The sequence below is a fragment of the Microbacterium aurum genome, from assembly GCF_016907815.1.
Classification (GTDB): Bacteria; Actinomycetota; Actinomycetes; order Actinomycetales; family Microbacteriaceae; genus Microbacterium; species Microbacterium aurum.
The window spans coordinates 2,329,855-2,345,542 of the sequence record NZ_JAFBCQ010000001.1; the positions used below are offsets into that span (position 1 = coordinate 2,329,855).

12 protein-coding genes and 1 pseudogene are annotated in these 15,688 nt (G+C 71.2%); 7 read left to right on the plus strand and 6 right to left on the minus strand.

The annotated features are described in order from the left end of the window. Positions 1 to 108 precede the first annotated feature (108 nt). From rpsT to JOD60_RS11540, 4 genes are all read right to left on the minus strand, one after another. A complete protein-coding gene (gene rpsT, locus JOD60_RS11525; RefSeq protein WP_076690742.1) occupies positions 109 to 369 on the minus strand; it encodes a 30S ribosomal protein S20 in 261 nt (86 codons plus the stop codon). 258 nt (positions 370 to 627) lie between these two features. Continuing rightward, positions 628 to 1,359 carry an alpha/beta fold hydrolase gene (locus JOD60_RS11530; protein WP_076690743.1) on the minus strand — a complete coding sequence of 244 codons (732 nt, stop codon included), beginning with the start codon at positions 1,357 to 1,359 and terminating at the stop codon, positions 628 to 630. An 84-nt stretch (positions 1,360 to 1,443) separates the two neighbouring features. Then, positions 1,444 to 6,201, minus strand: a complete 4,758-nt coding sequence (locus JOD60_RS11535) for an ExeM/NucH family extracellular endonuclease (RefSeq protein WP_372431348.1) — start codon at positions 6,199 to 6,201, stop codon at positions 1,444 to 1,446. 102 nt (positions 6,202 to 6,303) lie between these two features. Beyond that, positions 6,304 to 7,572 (minus strand): IS110 family RNA-guided transposase, encoded by a 1,269-nt coding sequence (locus JOD60_RS11540; protein ID WP_239541912.1) that lies wholly within the window; start codon positions 7,570 to 7,572, stop codon positions 6,304 to 6,306. A 334-nt stretch (positions 7,573 to 7,906) separates the two neighbouring features. On the opposite strand from JOD60_RS11540, the gene lepA reads away from it, so the two are divergent. Beyond that, positions 7,907 to 9,766, plus strand: coding sequence for a translation elongation factor 4 (gene lepA, locus JOD60_RS11545; protein ID WP_076690744.1), 1,860 nt, complete (start codon positions 7,907 to 7,909; stop codon positions 9,764 to 9,766). 13 nt (positions 9,767 to 9,779) lie between these two features. On the opposite strand, the gene JOD60_RS11550 is transcribed toward lepA, so the two are convergent. After that, the gene (locus tag JOD60_RS11550) at positions 9,780 to 9,929 is read right to left on the minus strand and encodes a hypothetical protein (RefSeq protein WP_198159045.1); all 150 of its coding nucleotides are present in this window, start codon (positions 9,927 to 9,929) and stop codon (positions 9,780 to 9,782) included. A 77-nt stretch (positions 9,930 to 10,006) separates the two neighbouring features. Between JOD60_RS11550 and JOD60_RS11555 the strand changes: the two genes are divergently transcribed. Together JOD60_RS11555 and hemW are read left to right on the plus strand one after the other, a co-directional pair. Further along, positions 10,007 to 10,657, plus strand: coding sequence for a DUF1990 domain-containing protein (locus JOD60_RS11555; RefSeq protein WP_076690745.1), 651 nt, complete (start codon positions 10,007 to 10,009; stop codon positions 10,655 to 10,657). After that, entirely contained in the window at positions 10,657 to 11,874 is a 1,218-nt protein-coding gene (gene hemW, locus JOD60_RS11560) for a radical SAM family heme chaperone HemW (protein ID WP_076690746.1), read from the plus strand. The genes JOD60_RS11555 and hemW overlap by 1 nt, the downstream gene beginning before the upstream one ends. A 165-nt stretch (positions 11,875 to 12,039) precedes the next feature. On the opposite strand, the pseudogene JOD60_RS11565 reads toward hemW, so the two are convergent. Continuing rightward, a pseudogene (locus tag JOD60_RS11565) lies at positions 12,040 to 12,195 on the minus strand (carboxylesterase family protein); the annotation flags it as partial. An 85-nt stretch (positions 12,196 to 12,280) separates the two neighbouring features. Between JOD60_RS11565 and hrcA the strand changes: the two are divergent. The 4 genes from hrcA (at position 12,281) to JOD60_RS11585 (ending at position 15,634) form a co-directional block, all read left to right on the plus strand. After that, positions 12,281 to 13,318: a heat-inducible transcriptional repressor HrcA gene (gene hrcA / locus JOD60_RS11570; protein ID WP_076690747.1), complete on the plus strand. Its 1,038-nt coding sequence runs from the start codon at positions 12,281 to 12,283 to the stop codon at positions 13,316 to 13,318. 54 nt (positions 13,319 to 13,372) lie between these two features. After that, a complete protein-coding gene (gene dnaJ / locus JOD60_RS11575; RefSeq protein WP_076690748.1) occupies positions 13,373 to 14,482 on the plus strand; it encodes a molecular chaperone DnaJ in 1,110 nt (369 codons plus the stop codon). A 1-nt stretch (position 14,483) separates the two neighbouring features. Continuing rightward, the gene (locus JOD60_RS11580; RefSeq protein ID WP_076690749.1) at positions 14,484 to 15,221 is read left to right on the plus strand and encodes a 16S rRNA (uracil(1498)-N(3))-methyltransferase; all 738 of its coding nucleotides are present in this window, start codon (positions 14,484 to 14,486) and stop codon (positions 15,219 to 15,221) included. 65 nt (positions 15,222 to 15,286) lie between these two features. Beyond that, complete coding sequence (locus JOD60_RS11585) at positions 15,287 to 15,634, plus strand: HIT domain-containing protein (RefSeq protein ID WP_076690750.1); 348 nt, start codon at positions 15,287 to 15,289, stop codon at positions 15,632 to 15,634. Positions 15,635 to 15,688 lie beyond the last annotated feature (54 nt).

Here is a 15,688-nt window from a genome sequence, read left to right on the forward strand (position 1 = left end):
GCTACACGGGCCCGTACCCGCAATTCGCGACGGACGAAGCCCACGCCCGCCTAACGCAGACGAGCCCGCCCCCAGCGGGGGACGGGCTCGTCGAGAGGATGCCGTGGCTCAGAGAGCGGCGACCTGCTTCGCGATCGCCGACTTGCGGTTCGCGGCCTGGTTCTCGTGGATGACGCCCTTGCTCACGGCCTTGTCGAGCTTGCGGGTCGCGGTGGCGAGAGCCTTCTCGGCTGCGGCCTTGTCGCCGGCGGCGATGGCCTCGCGGGTGCGACGCACCTGGGTCTTCAGCTCGCTCTTGACGGCCTTGTTGCGCTCGCGCGCCTTCTCGTTGGTCTTGTTGCGCTTGATCTGCGACTTGATGTTGGCCACGTTCGACGGCTCTTTCGTTCGGAGTTTTCGTTGGATGTACCGGAGCAGCGGTAGAGGGGCGCCTCCGGCGGCGTGCGGGGTGGGACCCACACGCAAGCCAAACACCGAGTCTACCAGGTCCGCGCGGCGCGCCCCGCAACGTCTCGGCGAGCCTCGGTCAGCTGCTGGGACCCCTCATCGGCGCAGGACTGGTGGCGTTCGTCGGCGGGTTCTGGCTGCTGTTCGCCGTCGGCGGGGTGCTGTCGATCCTGGGTGGCGTCATGACGCTGGCGGTGCGGCCTCGAGTGTCGCCAGCGCCAGATCCAGCACAGCGTTGAACACACGCGGCCGCATCGCCGTGACCAGATGGGACGTGCGCGGCACGACGATGAGTTCGGAGTGCGGCACGAGCGACGCGAACAAGCGCTCGTTCAGGCGCAACTGGTCGTACTGTCCGTTGACGAACCAGGTCGGCACCTCGATGCGGCGCAGCGCCGCGAGCAGGTCGAGCACCGACAGCGACCGCAGCGCCACATCCTGCGCGTCGTAGGCGTAACCGCCGGCGCCGAAGTCGGCCCGCGTCTCTGCGGGGAGGGTGCGGTCGAGCACCCACTCCGAGATCCGCGCGCCGCGGCCCGGCAGGCGATCGAACCCGAGCGCGAGCGTCCGGTAGGTGCGCAGCCCGAGGCCCCGCGGGATCGCGGTGCAGGATGCCGCGATGAAGCCGTCCACGGGCGGCCGCTCCTCGCCGCCGACGTACTCGATCGACAGCAGTCCGCCCATCGAGTGCCCGGCGAGGAGCACTCGCCCGCGCTCGGCGGCGCGGCGCACGGCGTCGTCGATCGTCGCGAACGCCGCCTCGAGGGTGAAGGTCTCCGCCATGCGGGTGCCGTGGCCGGGAAGGTCGACGGCGATGGACGGGACATCCCGCGCGGCGAGGTGCTCACGCTGCGCGCGCCACATGGTGGCGGACGTGCGGATGCCGTGCACCATTACCACCGTCGTCGTCATCGCCTCAGCCTATGCAGACGCCGACCCGTGACGCGAGGGCGGTGCGGGGGATGACCCTCGCACCGCCCTCGCCGCGTCAGTGCGTCAGAAGAGCACCCACACGCGGGCCGTGTCGCTGGTCGACGGGGCGGCGACCGCCGGGTCGGCCGGTTGGAACGAGGCGGTGTACGCGTGCACGCCGCGGCTCAGCCGGCCGAGTCGGTGCGTCGCGACACCGCCCTTGACCTCGACCGTCGCGACGACTTTCTCACCCTCGCGGAACACGACGACGCCCTCGGCGCGGGCGCCGTCCTCCTGCCGGACGGTCGCGATGAGCGTCGTCGGCAGGAGGCCGTTCAGGTGCACCGGCAGCAGCGCCGCCAGCCGTGTCGTCGTCGCGACCGGCTGCACCGCCGCCTCCACCGTCAGCGGGACGTGCACGACCGTGCCCGAGACCGGCGCTGTGAGCGTCAGCACGACGTCGCCGGAGGCCAGGTCCGCGGGGAGGGTGACGGTCACCTCGGCCGCGCCGTCCACGACGGCCGTCTCACCGAGGTCGGCGCCGTTCAGGCTCGCCCGCAGCGCCGTGTTCTGCGGTGCGCCGCGGCTCGTCAGGTCGAGGCCGCTCACGCGGAACGCCACGGCATCCCCGGCCGTCACCGTCTCCGGCACGCCCGTGACCTGCACCGCGTGCTTGGCATAGTCCGGCGCGAGCGGGGAGCCGTCGGCGATGTAGTCGACCCAGGCCTCGTAGTCCAGCAGGCCGGTGTCGACGTAGTCGGTGCCCTGGGTGAAGGCGCGGAAGTTGTCGCCGCCGCTGGCGAGGAACGAGAACGTCCCGATGCGGTAGGCGGCCTCCTCCTCGAGCGGCGCGCCGTCGATCGTGACCGACGTGATGCGCTCGCCCTCGGGGCGGGTCGCGTCGTACGTGTAAGACACGTTGTCGGACAGGCCGAGCTGCAGGTACGGGCGCGACGGCACCGTGCCGTCGGGGTTGCGCTGCCACTGCTGTTCGAGCATGGTCCGGAACTGCGCGCCGGTGAGCGTGATGAGCCCGAGCGTGTTGTTGAACGGCAGCACCGCGTTCGCCTGCGAGAACGAGATCGTCCCGTCGGCGAGGCCGGGCACCGCCGTCGACCCGAACTCGGCCTGGGTGTCCCACAGGTCCGACCGCAGACCGCCGGGGTTGGTGACGCCGATGTCAGCGCCGTTCGGCAGGGCGCTCAGCGAGTCGCGCAGCATGGTGGCCACGGCGTTGCCGAGTGTCGACTCGCTCGCCCGGTCATCCCGGGTTCCGCCGGTCCACACCCCGTTCTGGAACGATCCGCCGGCGAAGGCGGTGGTGATGTCGCCCGAGACCTCGCCCACTGCGGTGTTGCCGATCTCGGCGGCTGCGGCGAGGGCGGCGTCGACGATCGTCTTCACCTGCGCGACCCGCGGGTAGGTCGCCACGAGCGTCGCGGGGGCCGTCTTCGTGCGGGGGACGTTCTGCTCGGTGTGTGCTGCGACCTCGCCGCTGTCGGGGTCGATCGTCAGGACGATCTTGCCGATGTTGGCCCCGTACGAGCCCGTCTGTACGACGGGGCGGGTGCGGTCGGTGCCGGGGACGGCCGCGGACCAGGCGTACTCCTTGTGGGTGTGGCCGGTGAAGATGGCGTCGACGTCCGCCGAGGTGTCGTTGACGAGGGCGGCGAAGGCGCCCCCGGCGGCGAGCTCCTGCTCCAGGGTGGCGCCGTCGGGCGTTCCGGCCCCGGCGCCCTCGTGGTACAGCGCGACGAGCACGTCGGCCTCGCCGTTGGACTCGTCGCCATCGCTCAGCTGCGCCGCGACGCGGTTGACGGCGGCGACCGGGTCGCCGAACTCGATGTCGGCGATGCCCGCCGGCGACACTAGCGAGGGCGTCTCCTCTGTGACGGCGCCGATGACACCCACGGTGAGTCCACCCGCTTCCAGAAGCGCGTATTCGTCGAGGGCCGGCGTCTGCGTACCCTTCAGATACACGTTCGCGCCCAGCTGCGGATAGTCCGAGGCCTCGCTGACACGGCCCGCCAGATCGGCGAAGCCCCGGTCGAACTCGTGGTTGCCGACGGCGGACGCCTGCAGGCCGAGCGCGTTCAGCACGTCGATCGTCGGCTGATCCTTCGCGACCGACGAGGCGAACAGCGACGCGCCGATATTGTCACCGGCCGACAGGAACAGCACGGGACCGGATGCCGCGGCGCGCTGCTCCTCGACGGTTCCCGCGAACGCGACGGTGTTGGCGTCGATGCGACCGTGGAAGTCGTTGATGTCCAGCAGCGTGAGCTCGATCGGTGCGGCGTCGGCAGCGAGCCCGACCACGACCGGGTCATGGTCGCTCGATCGGTACACGTCGTCGGCGTAGAACTCGGTCGCGTGCGAACGGAACCGGCTGTACTCCAACGCGACAGACTCGCCCGAGTTGATGTTCCAGATGTCGGCGCCGGTCGCGCGGGCGGTCGCCGCCTCGTTCAGCAGCACGTGGTCGAGCGAGCCCGACAGCCCCTGGAAGCTGTAGGAGGCGGTGTCCACGCCGAACGCGGTCGCGGCGTCGGCGTAGCCGGCGTCGTAGAGCACCTGCAGCGGGTCCTCCTGCGTGTACGAGTTGAAGTCACCGACGAGCGCCACCGCGTCCACGTCGCCGCGGATCTGGGCCACCCAGTCGCGCAGGGCCTGGGCCTGGCGCACGCGCGACTCGTTCGACGCACCCTGACCGTCGCCGGTGTCGGCGTCGCCGGGCCACGGGCCGGCCGATCCTTTCGACTTGAAGTGGTTGACCACGAACAGCAGCGGCGCGCCGCCGGCCGCGGGCTCGAAGACCTGCGCGACGGGTTCGCGGGCGTTGTCGAACGCCTCGCCGGCGCCGCTCTGGTCGCCGAGCGCACGGGCGTCCCCGATACGCTGCACGGCGGCGGTGCGGTAGATGATGGCGTTGGTGATGACGTCCTGCTCGGATGCCGCCGGCAGCTCGTCCGAAGACGGCACGTACGCCCAGACGGGGGCGTCTGCGGCGGCGTTGAGCGCATCCACGAGGGTCGCCGTCGCCTCATCCGCGGTCTCCCCGAGGGCGGCGGAGTTCTCGATCTCCATGAGGCCGACGACGTCGGCATCCAGGGCCTCGATGGCCTTCACGATCTTCGCCTGCTGGCGCTGGAGGTCGTCCGCGTCCCACGCCCCTCGCTGGTCGCAGCCCTCGCGGACCGTGACGCCGTCGCCGAGGCGGTCGGTGTAGGCCACGCATCCGGGCGCGCCGGCGCCGAGGGTCGTGAAGTAGTTGAGCACGTTGAAGGACGCGAGTTTCAGGTCGCCGCCGACGGCCGCCGGGGCGGACGTGCGCGGGTTGGCGAAGACGACCTCGTCGGTGCCGGTGCCGTCGCCCACGAGCGAGGCGGTGGGGTTGAGCTTCCAGGTGGAGTTGCGCCAGTCGACGATCAGCGGGGCGGTGAACGAGACCTGAGCACCCACGACGACCGGCTCGGTGAGGGAGACGTAGGCCGGGGTGAGGGCGCTGCCGGTCGCGCTGAGGTAGTTCGTGCTCGATCCGTCGTCGAGGGCGACGGCGCGGGCGGCGTTGTCGGCCGCGATCGCCGCGGCCTCCGCCGAACCGGGGCGCGCGGCATCCGTCGGCTGGCGGAGCGGAGTCGCGCCGGACGCGAGGCCCACCTCGCCGTACTGGTTGGTCGCGTACGTGTTCGACACGGTGAACGCACCCTGCGGCGCGACGAGCATCGACTCCAGGCTCTCGCGCTGCGCGGCGTCGGCGGGCCAGGTGACGGATGCCGGGACCGGCGCCGGCTGCGCGTCGATGCGCACGGCACCGCCGGCGGCGACGGTCAGCTCGGTCAACCCGTTCCACTCCGAGACGACGCCGGTGACACGGACGGTGTCGCCGGGGCTCACCTCGCCGACGGCGCCGGGTGCATAGACGAAGACGGCGTCGGATGCCGTGTGGGCGGCCAGGTCGAGGGCCCCGCCGGTGCCGGCGGTCTGGATGACGTACCCGTCGAACCCGCCGGTGGGGTAGTGGGCGGTGACCACACCCTCCGTCGTCACCGTGCGTCCGGCCAGCGGCGACGCGTCGCCAGAGCCCTGGATTTCCGCGATCGTCACCGTGTCGGGCGTGCCGGGGTCGGTCGGGTCTGTCGGGTCGGTGGGGTCCGTCGGATCTGTCGGATCGGTGCCGCCGAGGCCGGTCGGGGTCGGCGGGCCGGCGGTGAAGTCGGCGGCGTTGTCGCCGGTGTTGGCGAAGTCGGCCGAGCGCGACACGCTCGTGCCGTTGGAGGTCGCCGGCGCGGGCGCCGTGCCGGCGAAGTGGGTGGCGCCGCCCCAGCCGACGAGGTCGACGACCTGGTCGAGGTTCGAGATGCCCGTGGCACCGCTGAGTGCGGTCTGCGTGGACACCAGGGCGACCTTGCCCTGCGAGCCGGACAGCGCGATGGCGCCCTCGACGTCGGCGACGAAGCCGGGGAGCGAGGCATCGGCGCCGGTCGCCTCGCCGATCAGCAGCTGCGCTCCGGCGGGGAGCACCCCGCTGAGCGCGGTGACCTGCCACGACGAGCCCGCCGCGGCGGCGTACTGCACGCTGTATCCAGAGAGGTCGATGTCGGCGCCGGAGACGTTGGCGAGTTCGATGAAGTCACGGTTGAACGCGCCGCCGGTGTTGCCGCCGCCGCCGTACACCTCGGAGATCACGATCGGCGCGTCGACCGAGACGGCCGCCTGCGCGGCCGGCGCCACGACCAACCCGGCGGCGGCGGTGGCGAAGGCCGTGGCGAGGGCGAGAGCCCCGCGCGCACGCGGGGATCGGCCGGCCGGAGGGCGGGGGGAGGGTGCGGCGTGCGTCACGGTCTTCACTCCAGTCATCGTGCAAGGTCCATCGGATCTTCGAGGCGCGGTGCGTCGGCGGCCGAGAGGACTGCGCTGTGGGGGGTGCCCCTATGTCCTCTGTCAAGCGGCGAGGGCGGGTTGGGCTGGTCGCGGTTGGTAGAGGGTGCCGTCGCGGAGCATGGCGTAGAGGACGTCGGAGCGGCGTCGAGCTAGGGCGATGAGGGCCTGGTTGTGGCGTTTGCCTTGGGCGATCTTGCGGTCGTAGTAGGCGCGTGATTCGGGGTCTCGGAGTGCGGCGAACGCGGAGAGGAACATGGTCCGTTTCAGGATCTTGTTCCCGCGCCGGGAGGGATGCTCGCCGCGGATCGAGGTGCCGGATCGTCGGGTCACGGGTGCGAGGCCGGCGTAGGCGGCGAGGTGCCCGGCAGTGGCGAAGGTCTTGGTGGTGACTTCGGTGAGGAGCCGGGCTGCGGTCCTGACGCCGACTCCGGGCATGCTCGTCAGGACCGGTTGAAGAGGGTGAGCGTCGACGATCTTCTCGACCTCGATGGCGATCTCATCACGCTGCCGTCGCAACGCCTGGAGCTGCTCTGCGAGCCTGGGGAGCACCAGCGCGGCGGCGTCGGTGCCGGTCACCACGACGGTCTGCTCGCCGAGCGCGGTCATGATCTCTGCCGCCCAGACACGACCTTTGCGGGGCGCGTTCTTCAGCAGCCGGTTCCCTAGCCGCTTCTCACCCGCAGTCTTCATCGCCGCCGGCGACGGGTAGCGCTGCAGCAGGTCCAGGATCGCGGGGTGATCCAGCCGCGGCCCGAGCACGCGTTCCAGCGCCGGGTGGATTTGGGTGAGCAGACCCCTGATCCGGTTGGAGACCTGGACGATCTGACCGGCGAGGTCGTCGTCGAACCCGCAGAGCATGCTCAGCTCCGCGACCTTCTCGTCGGCTACCTGGATCGACCGGAGCGTGTGCGGCATGGTGCGGGCCGTTTCGGCGATGATCGCCGCGTCTCTCGCGTCGGTCTTCGCCTCACCGGGATGCAGATCCGCGATGCACCGCATCGCCAACCCCGGCAGGTAACCAACGAGAGCACCTGCGGCTTGCGCGACCGCGACCGGGAGTGCACCGATCGTCGCGGGTTGATCTACGACCAGCAGCACCACGCCATGCGAGGCGAGCTGGTCGATCACCGCCCGCAATTGGCGCTCGTCGTTCGGGAGTGCTCGGTCGAATAGTCGCTTGGCTTCCCGGTCGAGCGCGACCGCGTGATGCTCGCCCTTGCCGACGTCGAGCCCAACGAACACGTCGACCTCGTCGTATCTGTCGATGCTGGTGACCACTTCGTCCTCCGCTTCACTCGTGACGGCGTCCGCGGCGGCGCGTCTCGGCATCCACGTTACGAACGGCCTCGAGCATGCTCGGGTCCAGCCCCTATCAGCGATCACACACCGCCAACCAGGCCCGGTGACAACACCCCCCAGATCATCAAGGGACAGGGGGCAGCAATCATGCCGGGCCCGGCAGGCCGTCACCGCCCAGCATGGCCGCCGAGCGGGTCACGAAGAAAGTAACGGGGTGCGCAGAAAGGAGCCGCCGCATTGAGCATTCTTGGCACCGGCACCGTTCGACAAGAGGCAGATCGGTTAACTCTTTCTCATCGACCGGTTCTCTGGCGTGTCCCGGTCGGCTCGGCTATGGTCCGGTCCCCGGTAGACTTCCCGGGACATGTCCCCGCGCGCCCTGAAGCCTCTCGAGCCGTCTGCGACCCCTCCAGAGCTGATCCGCAACTTCTGCATCATCGCCCACATCGACCACGGCAAATCGACCCTCGCCGACCGCATGCTGCAGATCACCGGCGTGGTCGCCGACCGCGACATGCGCGCGCAGTACCTGGACCGTATGGACATCGAGCGCGAGCGCGGCATCACGATCAAGAGCCAGGCCGTGCGGATGCCGTGGGCGGTCTCGACCGGCTCCGCACCCGACCAGGTGTACGCGCTCAACATGATCGACACGCCCGGCCACGTCGACTTTACCTACGAGGTTTCGCGCTCACTCGCCGCGTGCGAGGGGGCGATCCTCCTCGTCGACGCCGCGCAGGGCATCGAGGCGCAGACGCTCGCGAACCTGTACCTGGCGCTCGAGAACGACCTGCAGATCATCCCGGTGCTCAACAAGATCGACCTGCCCGCCGCCGACCCGGAGAAGTACGCGGCGGAACTCGCGAACCTCATCGGCGGCTCGCCCGAGGACGTGCTGCGGGTGTCGGGCAAGACGGGCATGGGCGTGGAGGAACTCCTCGACCGCATCGTCGCACAGATCCCCGCCCCGACCGGCGACGCGAGCGCACCCGCCCGCGCGATGATCTTCGACTCGGTCTACGACTCCTACCGCGGTGTCGTGACCTATGTCCGCATGGTCGACGGCAAGCTCGAGCCGCGCGAGCGCATCCAGATGATGTCGACGAAGGCGCAGCACGACCTCCTCGAGATCGGGGTCTCCAGTCCGGAGCCGGTCCCCACCCGAGGCCTCGGCGTGGGGGAGGTGGGCTACCTCATCACGGGCGTGAAGGACGTGCGCCAGTCCAAGGTCGGCGACACGATCACGAACCATCGCAAGCCGGCATCCGACCCGCTTCCCGGCTACACCGACCCCAAGCCCATGGTCTTCAGCGGCATCTACCCGATCGACGGCAGCGACTACGCCGACCTCCGCGAGGCCCTCGACAAGCTGAAGCTCTCCGATGCCTCGCTGCAGTACGAGCCGGAGACCTCGGTCGCCCTGGGCTTCGGCTTCCGCTGCGGGTTCCTGGGGCTGCTGCACCTCGAGATCATCACGGAGCGCCTCTCCCGCGAGTTCGGCCTCGACCTCATCACCACGGCCCCGAGCGTGACGTACGAGGTCACCACCGACACCGGCGAGTCGGTCACCGTCACCAACCCCAGCGAATACCCCGACGGACGGGTGGCGGAGGTCGCCGAGCCGGTCGTCAAGGTCGGCATCCTCCTGCCGAAGGACTACGTCGGCACCGTGATGGAGCTGTGCCAGCAGCGCCGCGGGACGCTCCTGGGCATGGACTACCTCAGCGAGGACCGCGTCGAGCTGCGCTACAACATGCCCCTCGGCGAGATCGTCTTCGACTTCTTCGATCAGCTGAAGTCCAAGACGCAGGGATACGCGAGCCTGGACTACGAGCCCGCCGGGTCGCAGACGGCCGATCTCGTGAAGGTCGACATCCTCCTGCAGGGCGAGAAGGTCGACGCCTTCAGCTCGATCGTCCACCGCGAGAAGGCGTACGCCTACGGCACGATGATGACCGAGCGGCTGCGCAAGCTCATCCCGCGCCAGCAGTTCGAGGTGCCCATTCAGGCCGCCATCGGCGCGCGCATCATCGCGCGCGAGAACATCCGCGCGATCCGCAAGGACGTGCTCGCCAAGTGCTACGGCGGTGACATCACCCGCAAGCGCAAGCTCCTCGAGAAGCAGAAAGAGGGCAAGAAGCGCATGAAGATGGTGGGTCGCGTCGAGGTCCCGCAGGAGGCGTTCATCGCCGCCCTGTCCGGCGACGTCGAGACCAAGAAGTAGCGACCGCCGCGGGTCACTCGAGCAGGTGCCGCAGATACCGGCGCGGCGAATCCAGGTAGGTGCGCCAGTGGTGGACGAGTTCGAGGTCTTCCCACCGCGTCTCGCCCCGTGACTCATCTCGTGGAACACGGGTTCCGGCCCGCTCGACGGGTTGTCCTCGCATCCTCGGATTCTCACATGAGCTGCCGACAGCATCCCGATCGCCGCCCGCGACCGGAGCGGCTGGGTAGGCTGGTGGCCATGCGCCGCGCGAACTTCCAAGAGGGCACGGTCGACTATGCCGCCGTGGGCGCCACGCAGGCGCACGACCTCATGGGCTACCCGCCCGAGCGGAGCATCCCGGCCGAGTCGTCGTGGCGCATCGGCAGCGGCCAGGCCCGGTTCGACAGCTCCGCCGAAGCGCTGCTGTCGTGGGCTCCGCTGCGGGGCGCGGGACTGCACATCAGCGATGTGCGCCCGGCATCCGGCCCCATGTACTCCGGCGTCGGATTCGACGCCGACGGCAACCCCCTCGTGGCGAGCCGCCTCGAGGCCGATCAGCGCTTCGACGCCGACGGGACCCCATTCGTCGCCTCGGGGACGACGATCCGGGTGCGCGGGCGCATCAAGGGGATGAGCGCCGACGGCGAGCTGCGGGTCATCTACGCCATCGAGGAGCCGCGGCGGGTCGGCTTCGGGCTCGGCACGGTCGGCGACTCCGTCGTCAGCGGCGAGGAGTCCTTCGTCGTGACGTGGGACGACAGCGACGAGGTGCGGTTCACGGTACGCGCGTTCGACCGCCCCGTGTCGCCGCTGTACCGCCTGCTGCCGCCGCTCGTGAAGCGCCGCCGCCGCGAACTGTTCCAGGGGTACCTGCGCGCCCTGTCGCCGCTGTACGCGACGCCGTCCTGATGGGCTCCGCCCTCCCGCTCGGCGACCCCGCGCCGCTCGACGGCGCTCTGCCGGACGATCTCGTCATCGACCCCCAGCGCGACTTCGGGGTGTATCTTCACGTCCCGTTCTGCCGCGTCCGGTGCGGGTACTGCGACTTCAACACCTACACCGCCGGCGAACTGCGCGGCGCCCGTCAGGACGCCTACGCCGACGAGGTGATCCGCGAGATCGCCCTGTCGCGCCGTGTGCTGGCCGACCGGGGGCCGCTGCGCCCGGCATCCACCGTCTTCTTCGGCGGCGGGACGCCGACGCTTCTCCCGGCGGGGGACCTCGGCAGGATGCTGGCGGGCGTGCGCGACGCGTTCGGTCTCGCTCCGGATGCTGAGGTCACCGTCGAGGCGAATCCCGACACCGTCACGGCGCCGATGGCGGCCGAACTCGCCGCGGCCGGCGTGACCCGGATGTCGATCGGCATGCAGTCGGCGGTGCCGCACGTCCTCGCCGCGCTCGACCGCACCCACGACCCCGCGGGAGTGGCGACCGCCGTCGCCGCGGCACGGAGCGCGGGGCTCGACGTCAGCGTCGACCTCATCTACGGCGCACCGGGGGAGTCGCTCGAGGACTGGCGCGCATCGGTCGAGACGGCTGTCGCGCTCGCCCCCGACCACGTCTCGGCGTACGCGCTGATCGTGGAGGAGGGCACGAAGCTCGCCCGACAGATCCGCCGCGGAGAGGTGCCCGAACCCGACGACGATCTGCAGGCCGACATGTACGAACTCGTCGATGAGACGCTCGCCGCGGCGGGATTCGACTGGTACGAGGTGTCGAACTGGGCGCGGACGCCGGCCCAGCGCTCCCGCCACAACCTGGCGTACTGGCGCGGCACCGACTGGTGGGGGTACGGTCCCGGAGCCCACAGCCACGTCGGCGGGCTGCGGTGGTGGAACGTGAAGCATCCCGCCGCGTACGCCCAGCGCCTGGCCGCGGCGCAGTCGCCCGCTGCCGGCCGGGAGCGACCGGATGCCGCCGCCCGACGCCTGGAGGATGTGCTGCTGCGCTCCCGCATCGCGGACGGGCTCGCCGTCTCGGAGCTCAGCGGCGAGGGGCGTCACGCCGTGGCATCCCTCATCGCCGACGGCCTCATCGACGGGGCCGCGGCCGTCCGCGGCCGCGTCGTGCTCACCCGGCGCGGACGCCTGCTGGCCGACGCCGTCGTCCGCGCCCTCACCGCCTGAGCACCACCGCGGTCCTCGCCTCGCGACCTCGCCGAGCGACCTCGCCGACCGGGCCCGTTCTCGCCGAGCGTGCCCCCTGCGCCCGCCCCAGAGCGGGCGCACTCGGCGAGAACGGGCGCACTCGGCATCCGGGGAAACGCGGGGGATCGCGGCGGTGTCGGGCCAGCACAGCAGTGCCGCCACAAGCGCGCCACCCGCCGACTCGCCGACGATCGTGATCCGCGCGGGGTCGCCCCCGAAGGCGGCGACCTCGCGCTGCACCCAGCGGAGGCCTGCAGCGGCGTCGGCGAGTCCCAGGTTGCGCGGAGCGCCCTCGAGCACCGAGAACCCCTCCGCGCCGACTCACCGTAGGGGCGGCGCGATAAGATTGGCACTCAGCAACCGTGAGTGCCAACAAGGAGGGCTGATGGTCTCGGAACGCGGACTTCAGGTCCTCCGCGCGATCGTGCAGGACTACGTCGACACGCATGAGCCGGTGGGCAGCAAGGCGATCGTCGAGCGTCATCAGTTCGGCGTGTCGGCGGCGACCATCCGCAACGACATGGCGCTGCTGGAGGACGAGGAGCTCATCGCGGCCCCCCACACGTCGTCGGGGCGCGTCCCGACCGACAAGGGGTACCGCGTCTTCGTCGACCATCTCGCGGAGCTCCGGCCCCTGTCCACGGCGCAGCGCTCGGCGATCTCGTCGTTCCTCGCCGACCCTGTGGACCTGGACGACCTCCTCGTGCGCACCGTCCGCGCGCTGACCCGGCTCACCGGTCAGGTCGCCATCGTGCAGTACCCCTCGTTCGCGCGCGCCAGCGTCTCGCACGTGGAGTTCGTGCACCTCGGCGGCACGCGCGTCGTGGTCATCGTCGTCACCGACACGGGCCGGGTCTCGCAGCGCGTCGCGTTCCTGCAGGCCGAGCTCACCGAGCAGGATGCCGCGGCCATCAAGCACGCCGTGGCGCGCCTGGTCACGGGCAAGCCCGTGGCGGAGGCCGCCTCGGCGATCGCGCAGCTGGCGGCATCCGAACCCTCCGGCGGACCCGTCGACGAGGCCGTGCGCACGGTCGCGCGGATCGTCGGGGAGGAGCTCGACGAGTTCCGTCAGGACCGCCTCGTGATGGCCGGCAGCGCCACCCTCGCGCGACGCGAGGGAGACTTCCGCGGCAGCATCTACCCCCTGCTGGAGGCCATCGAGGAGCAGGTGACGCTGCTCCGGCTCATGGGGGAGATGGTCGCCGACGATCAAGGCCTGGCGGCGAGCATCGGTCGCGAGAACGAGCCGTTCGGGCTGGCGGAGGCATCCGTCGTCACCGGCGACTACGACGCGACCGGATCCCGTGCCCGGGTGGGCGTGCTCGGTCCGACGCGCATGGACTACCCCACCAACCTCGCGGCGGTCCGCGCCGTCGCGCACTACCTGAGCAGGCTGCTCGACGAGGACGACCAGTCCCGCTGAGCGGCAGCCGACAGAACGAACCCCACCGCGCCCGGAAGGGCAGGAAAGGCGATTGTGGCCGACCACTACGAAGTCCTGGGCGTCTCGCGCGATGCGAGCCCCGAGGAGATCAAGAAGGCGTACCGGCGTCTCGCGCGCGAGCTCCACCCGGACGTCAACCCCGGCGAGGACGCATCCGAGCGCTTCAAGCTCGTGACGCACGCCTACGACGTCCTGAGCGACCCCGAGCAGCGCCAGCGCTACGACATGGGCGGCGACGGCTCGCCATTCGGCGGCGCCGGGGGCGGCTTCGGCGGGTTCGGCGACATCTTCGAGACGTTCTTCGGCGGCGGCGGTGGTCGCGCCGGACGCCCCCGGTCGCGCCGGGAGCGCGGCCAGGACGCGCTCGTGCGCGTCACCCTGGACCTCGGCGACGTCGTGTTCGGCACGCACCGCGACATCGAGGTCGACACCGCCGTGCTGTGCGAGACCTGCCAGGGCTCGTGCTGCCAGCCGGGCACCGGCGAGGCGACATGCGACATCTGCCACGGCTCGGGCCAGGTGCAGCGCACGGTGCGCAGTCTGCTCGGCAACGTCGTGACCTCGCAGCCCTGCACGGCGTGCCAGGGCTACGGCACCACGATCCCGTACCCGTGCGCCGGCTGCCAGGGCCAGGGACGCGTCCGCGCCCGCCGCACGGTCTCGGTCGACATCCCCGGCGGTGTGGAGACCGGTCTGCGGCTGCAGCTGCCCGGCTCCGGTGAGGTCGGCCCCGCGGGCGGCCCCCACGGCGACCTGTACCTCGAGGTGACGGTCGCCTCGCACGAGACCTTCAGCCGGGACGGCGACGACCTGCTCGCGACGCTCGACGTGTCGATGCCCGACGCCATCCTCGGCGCGCACACCACGATCACCTCCCTCGACGGCGACGTCGAGCTGGAGGTGCGCCCCGGGGTGCAGTCGGGCGACGTGCTCACGATCAAGGGACGCGGCATCACGCCGCTGCGCGGTGGCACCCGCGGCGACCTGCGGGTCGCGGTGCAGGTCGTCACGCCGACGCGTCTGGATGCCAAGGAGCGGGCGCTGATCGAGGACTTCGCGAAGAAGTCGAAGTCGCCGCCGCCCCGGCTCGCCCAGTTCCATCAGGGCATGTTCTCGAAGCTGCGCGACCGCTTCCGGGGCTGACATGGCGCTGCACTTCCTCGTCGACGACGTTCCCCTCGATGCGCCGGTGGGCGCGGAGATCGTCATCACCGGCGCCGAAGCGCACCACGCGGCCGCCGTCCGGCGGGTGCGGGTCGGCGAGGAGGTCACCGTCGGCGACGGCCGCGGACTGTGGCTGGAAGCGGTCGTGACCGACGTCGCGCCCAAGCGCGTGGTCGCCGCCGTGACGGCGCGGACCAGCCATCCCGCCGCCGCACCCCGGCTCGTCCTCGTGCAGGCCCTCGCCAAGGGCGACCGCGATGAACTCGCGATCCAGGCGGCGACCGAGCTCGGCGTCGACGAGATCGTGCCGTGGCAGGCCGCCCGCAGCGTCTCGCGGTGGGATCAGGCGAAGGCCGCGAAGGGCGTCGCCCGCTGGCAGACGATCGTCCGCGAGGCGGCGAAGCAGGCGCACCGCGCCTGGGTGCCCGTCGTCTCCGCGCCCGTCTCCACCGCGCAGCTGGCCGCACGCGCTGCGAGTCGGATGCTGGTGCTCGAGCCCACGGCATCCGTCCCGCTGTCAGGAGTCGCCCTCGCCCCCGATGACGCGCGCGATCTCGTGCTGGTCGTCGGCCCCGAGGGCGGGATCGCGCCGGAAGAGCTCGTGGCCCTGGCGGATGCCGGAGCCACCGCCGCGCGCCTGGGGGAGACCGTGCTGCGCACCTCGACCGCCGGCCCCGCCGCCCTCGCCGTCCTCAATGCCCGCCTCGGGCGCTGGTGAGGCGAGCTCCGCAGCGCGCGGCAGCGCCCCGGCCTGACGCGCCGGGCGCTGGCTAGACTCGGGGTATGAGCGAACCGTCGATCTTCACGCGCATCCTGCAGGGCGAGATCCCCGCGGAGATCATCGCCGAGACCGAGAACGCCTTCGCGATCCGCGACATCGCCCCGCAGGCGCCGGTGCACCTGCTCGTGATCCCGAAGTCGCAGGAGTACCGCAACGTCGTCGAGCTCGCCGCCGGCGACCCCGCCCTGCTGACCGAGCTGATCGGCTTGGCGAACACCCTGGCCGCCGAGCACGCCGACGGTGACTTCCGCCTCGTCTTCAACACCGGCGCCGGTGCCGGGCAGACCGTGTTCCACGTGCACGCGCACGTCCTCGCCGGCGGGCTGGCCGAAGGGAGCCTCGGTGGCTGACGACGCATCCGGATCGCCGGCCGAGCCGGTCACCGAGCACCTCTACGCCGACGG

Bases quoted from the DNA above. Each gene is read 5' to 3' on its own strand.
- JOD60_RS11530 (WP_076690743.1), bottom strand. From the start codon at position 1,359: ATGACGACGACGGTGGTAATGGTGCACGGCATCCGCACGTCCGCCACC.
- JOD60_RS11540 (WP_239541912.1), bottom strand. From the start codon at position 7,572: ATGCCGAGACGCGCCGCCGCGGACGCCGTCACGAGTGAAGCGGAGGAC.
- lepA (WP_076690744.1), top strand. From the start codon at position 7,907: ATGTCCCCGCGCGCCCTGAAGCCTCTCGAGCCGTCTGCGACCCCTCCA.
- JOD60_RS11550 (WP_198159045.1), bottom strand. From the start codon at position 9,929: ATGCGAGGACAACCCGTCGAGCGGGCCGGAACCCGTGTTCCACGAGAT.
- JOD60_RS11555 (WP_076690745.1), top strand. From the start codon at position 10,007: ATGCGCCGCGCGAACTTCCAAGAGGGCACGGTCGACTATGCCGCCGTG.
- hemW (WP_076690746.1), top strand. From the start codon at position 10,657: ATGGGCTCCGCCCTCCCGCTCGGCGACCCCGCGCCGCTCGACGGCGCT.
- hrcA (WP_076690747.1), top strand. From the start codon at position 12,281: ATGGTCTCGGAACGCGGACTTCAGGTCCTCCGCGCGATCGTGCAGGAC.
- JOD60_RS11580 (WP_076690749.1), top strand. From the start codon at position 14,484: ATGGCGCTGCACTTCCTCGTCGACGACGTTCCCCTCGATGCGCCGGTG.
- JOD60_RS11585 (WP_076690750.1), top strand. From the start codon at position 15,287: ATGAGCGAACCGTCGATCTTCACGCGCATCCTGCAGGGCGAGATCCCC.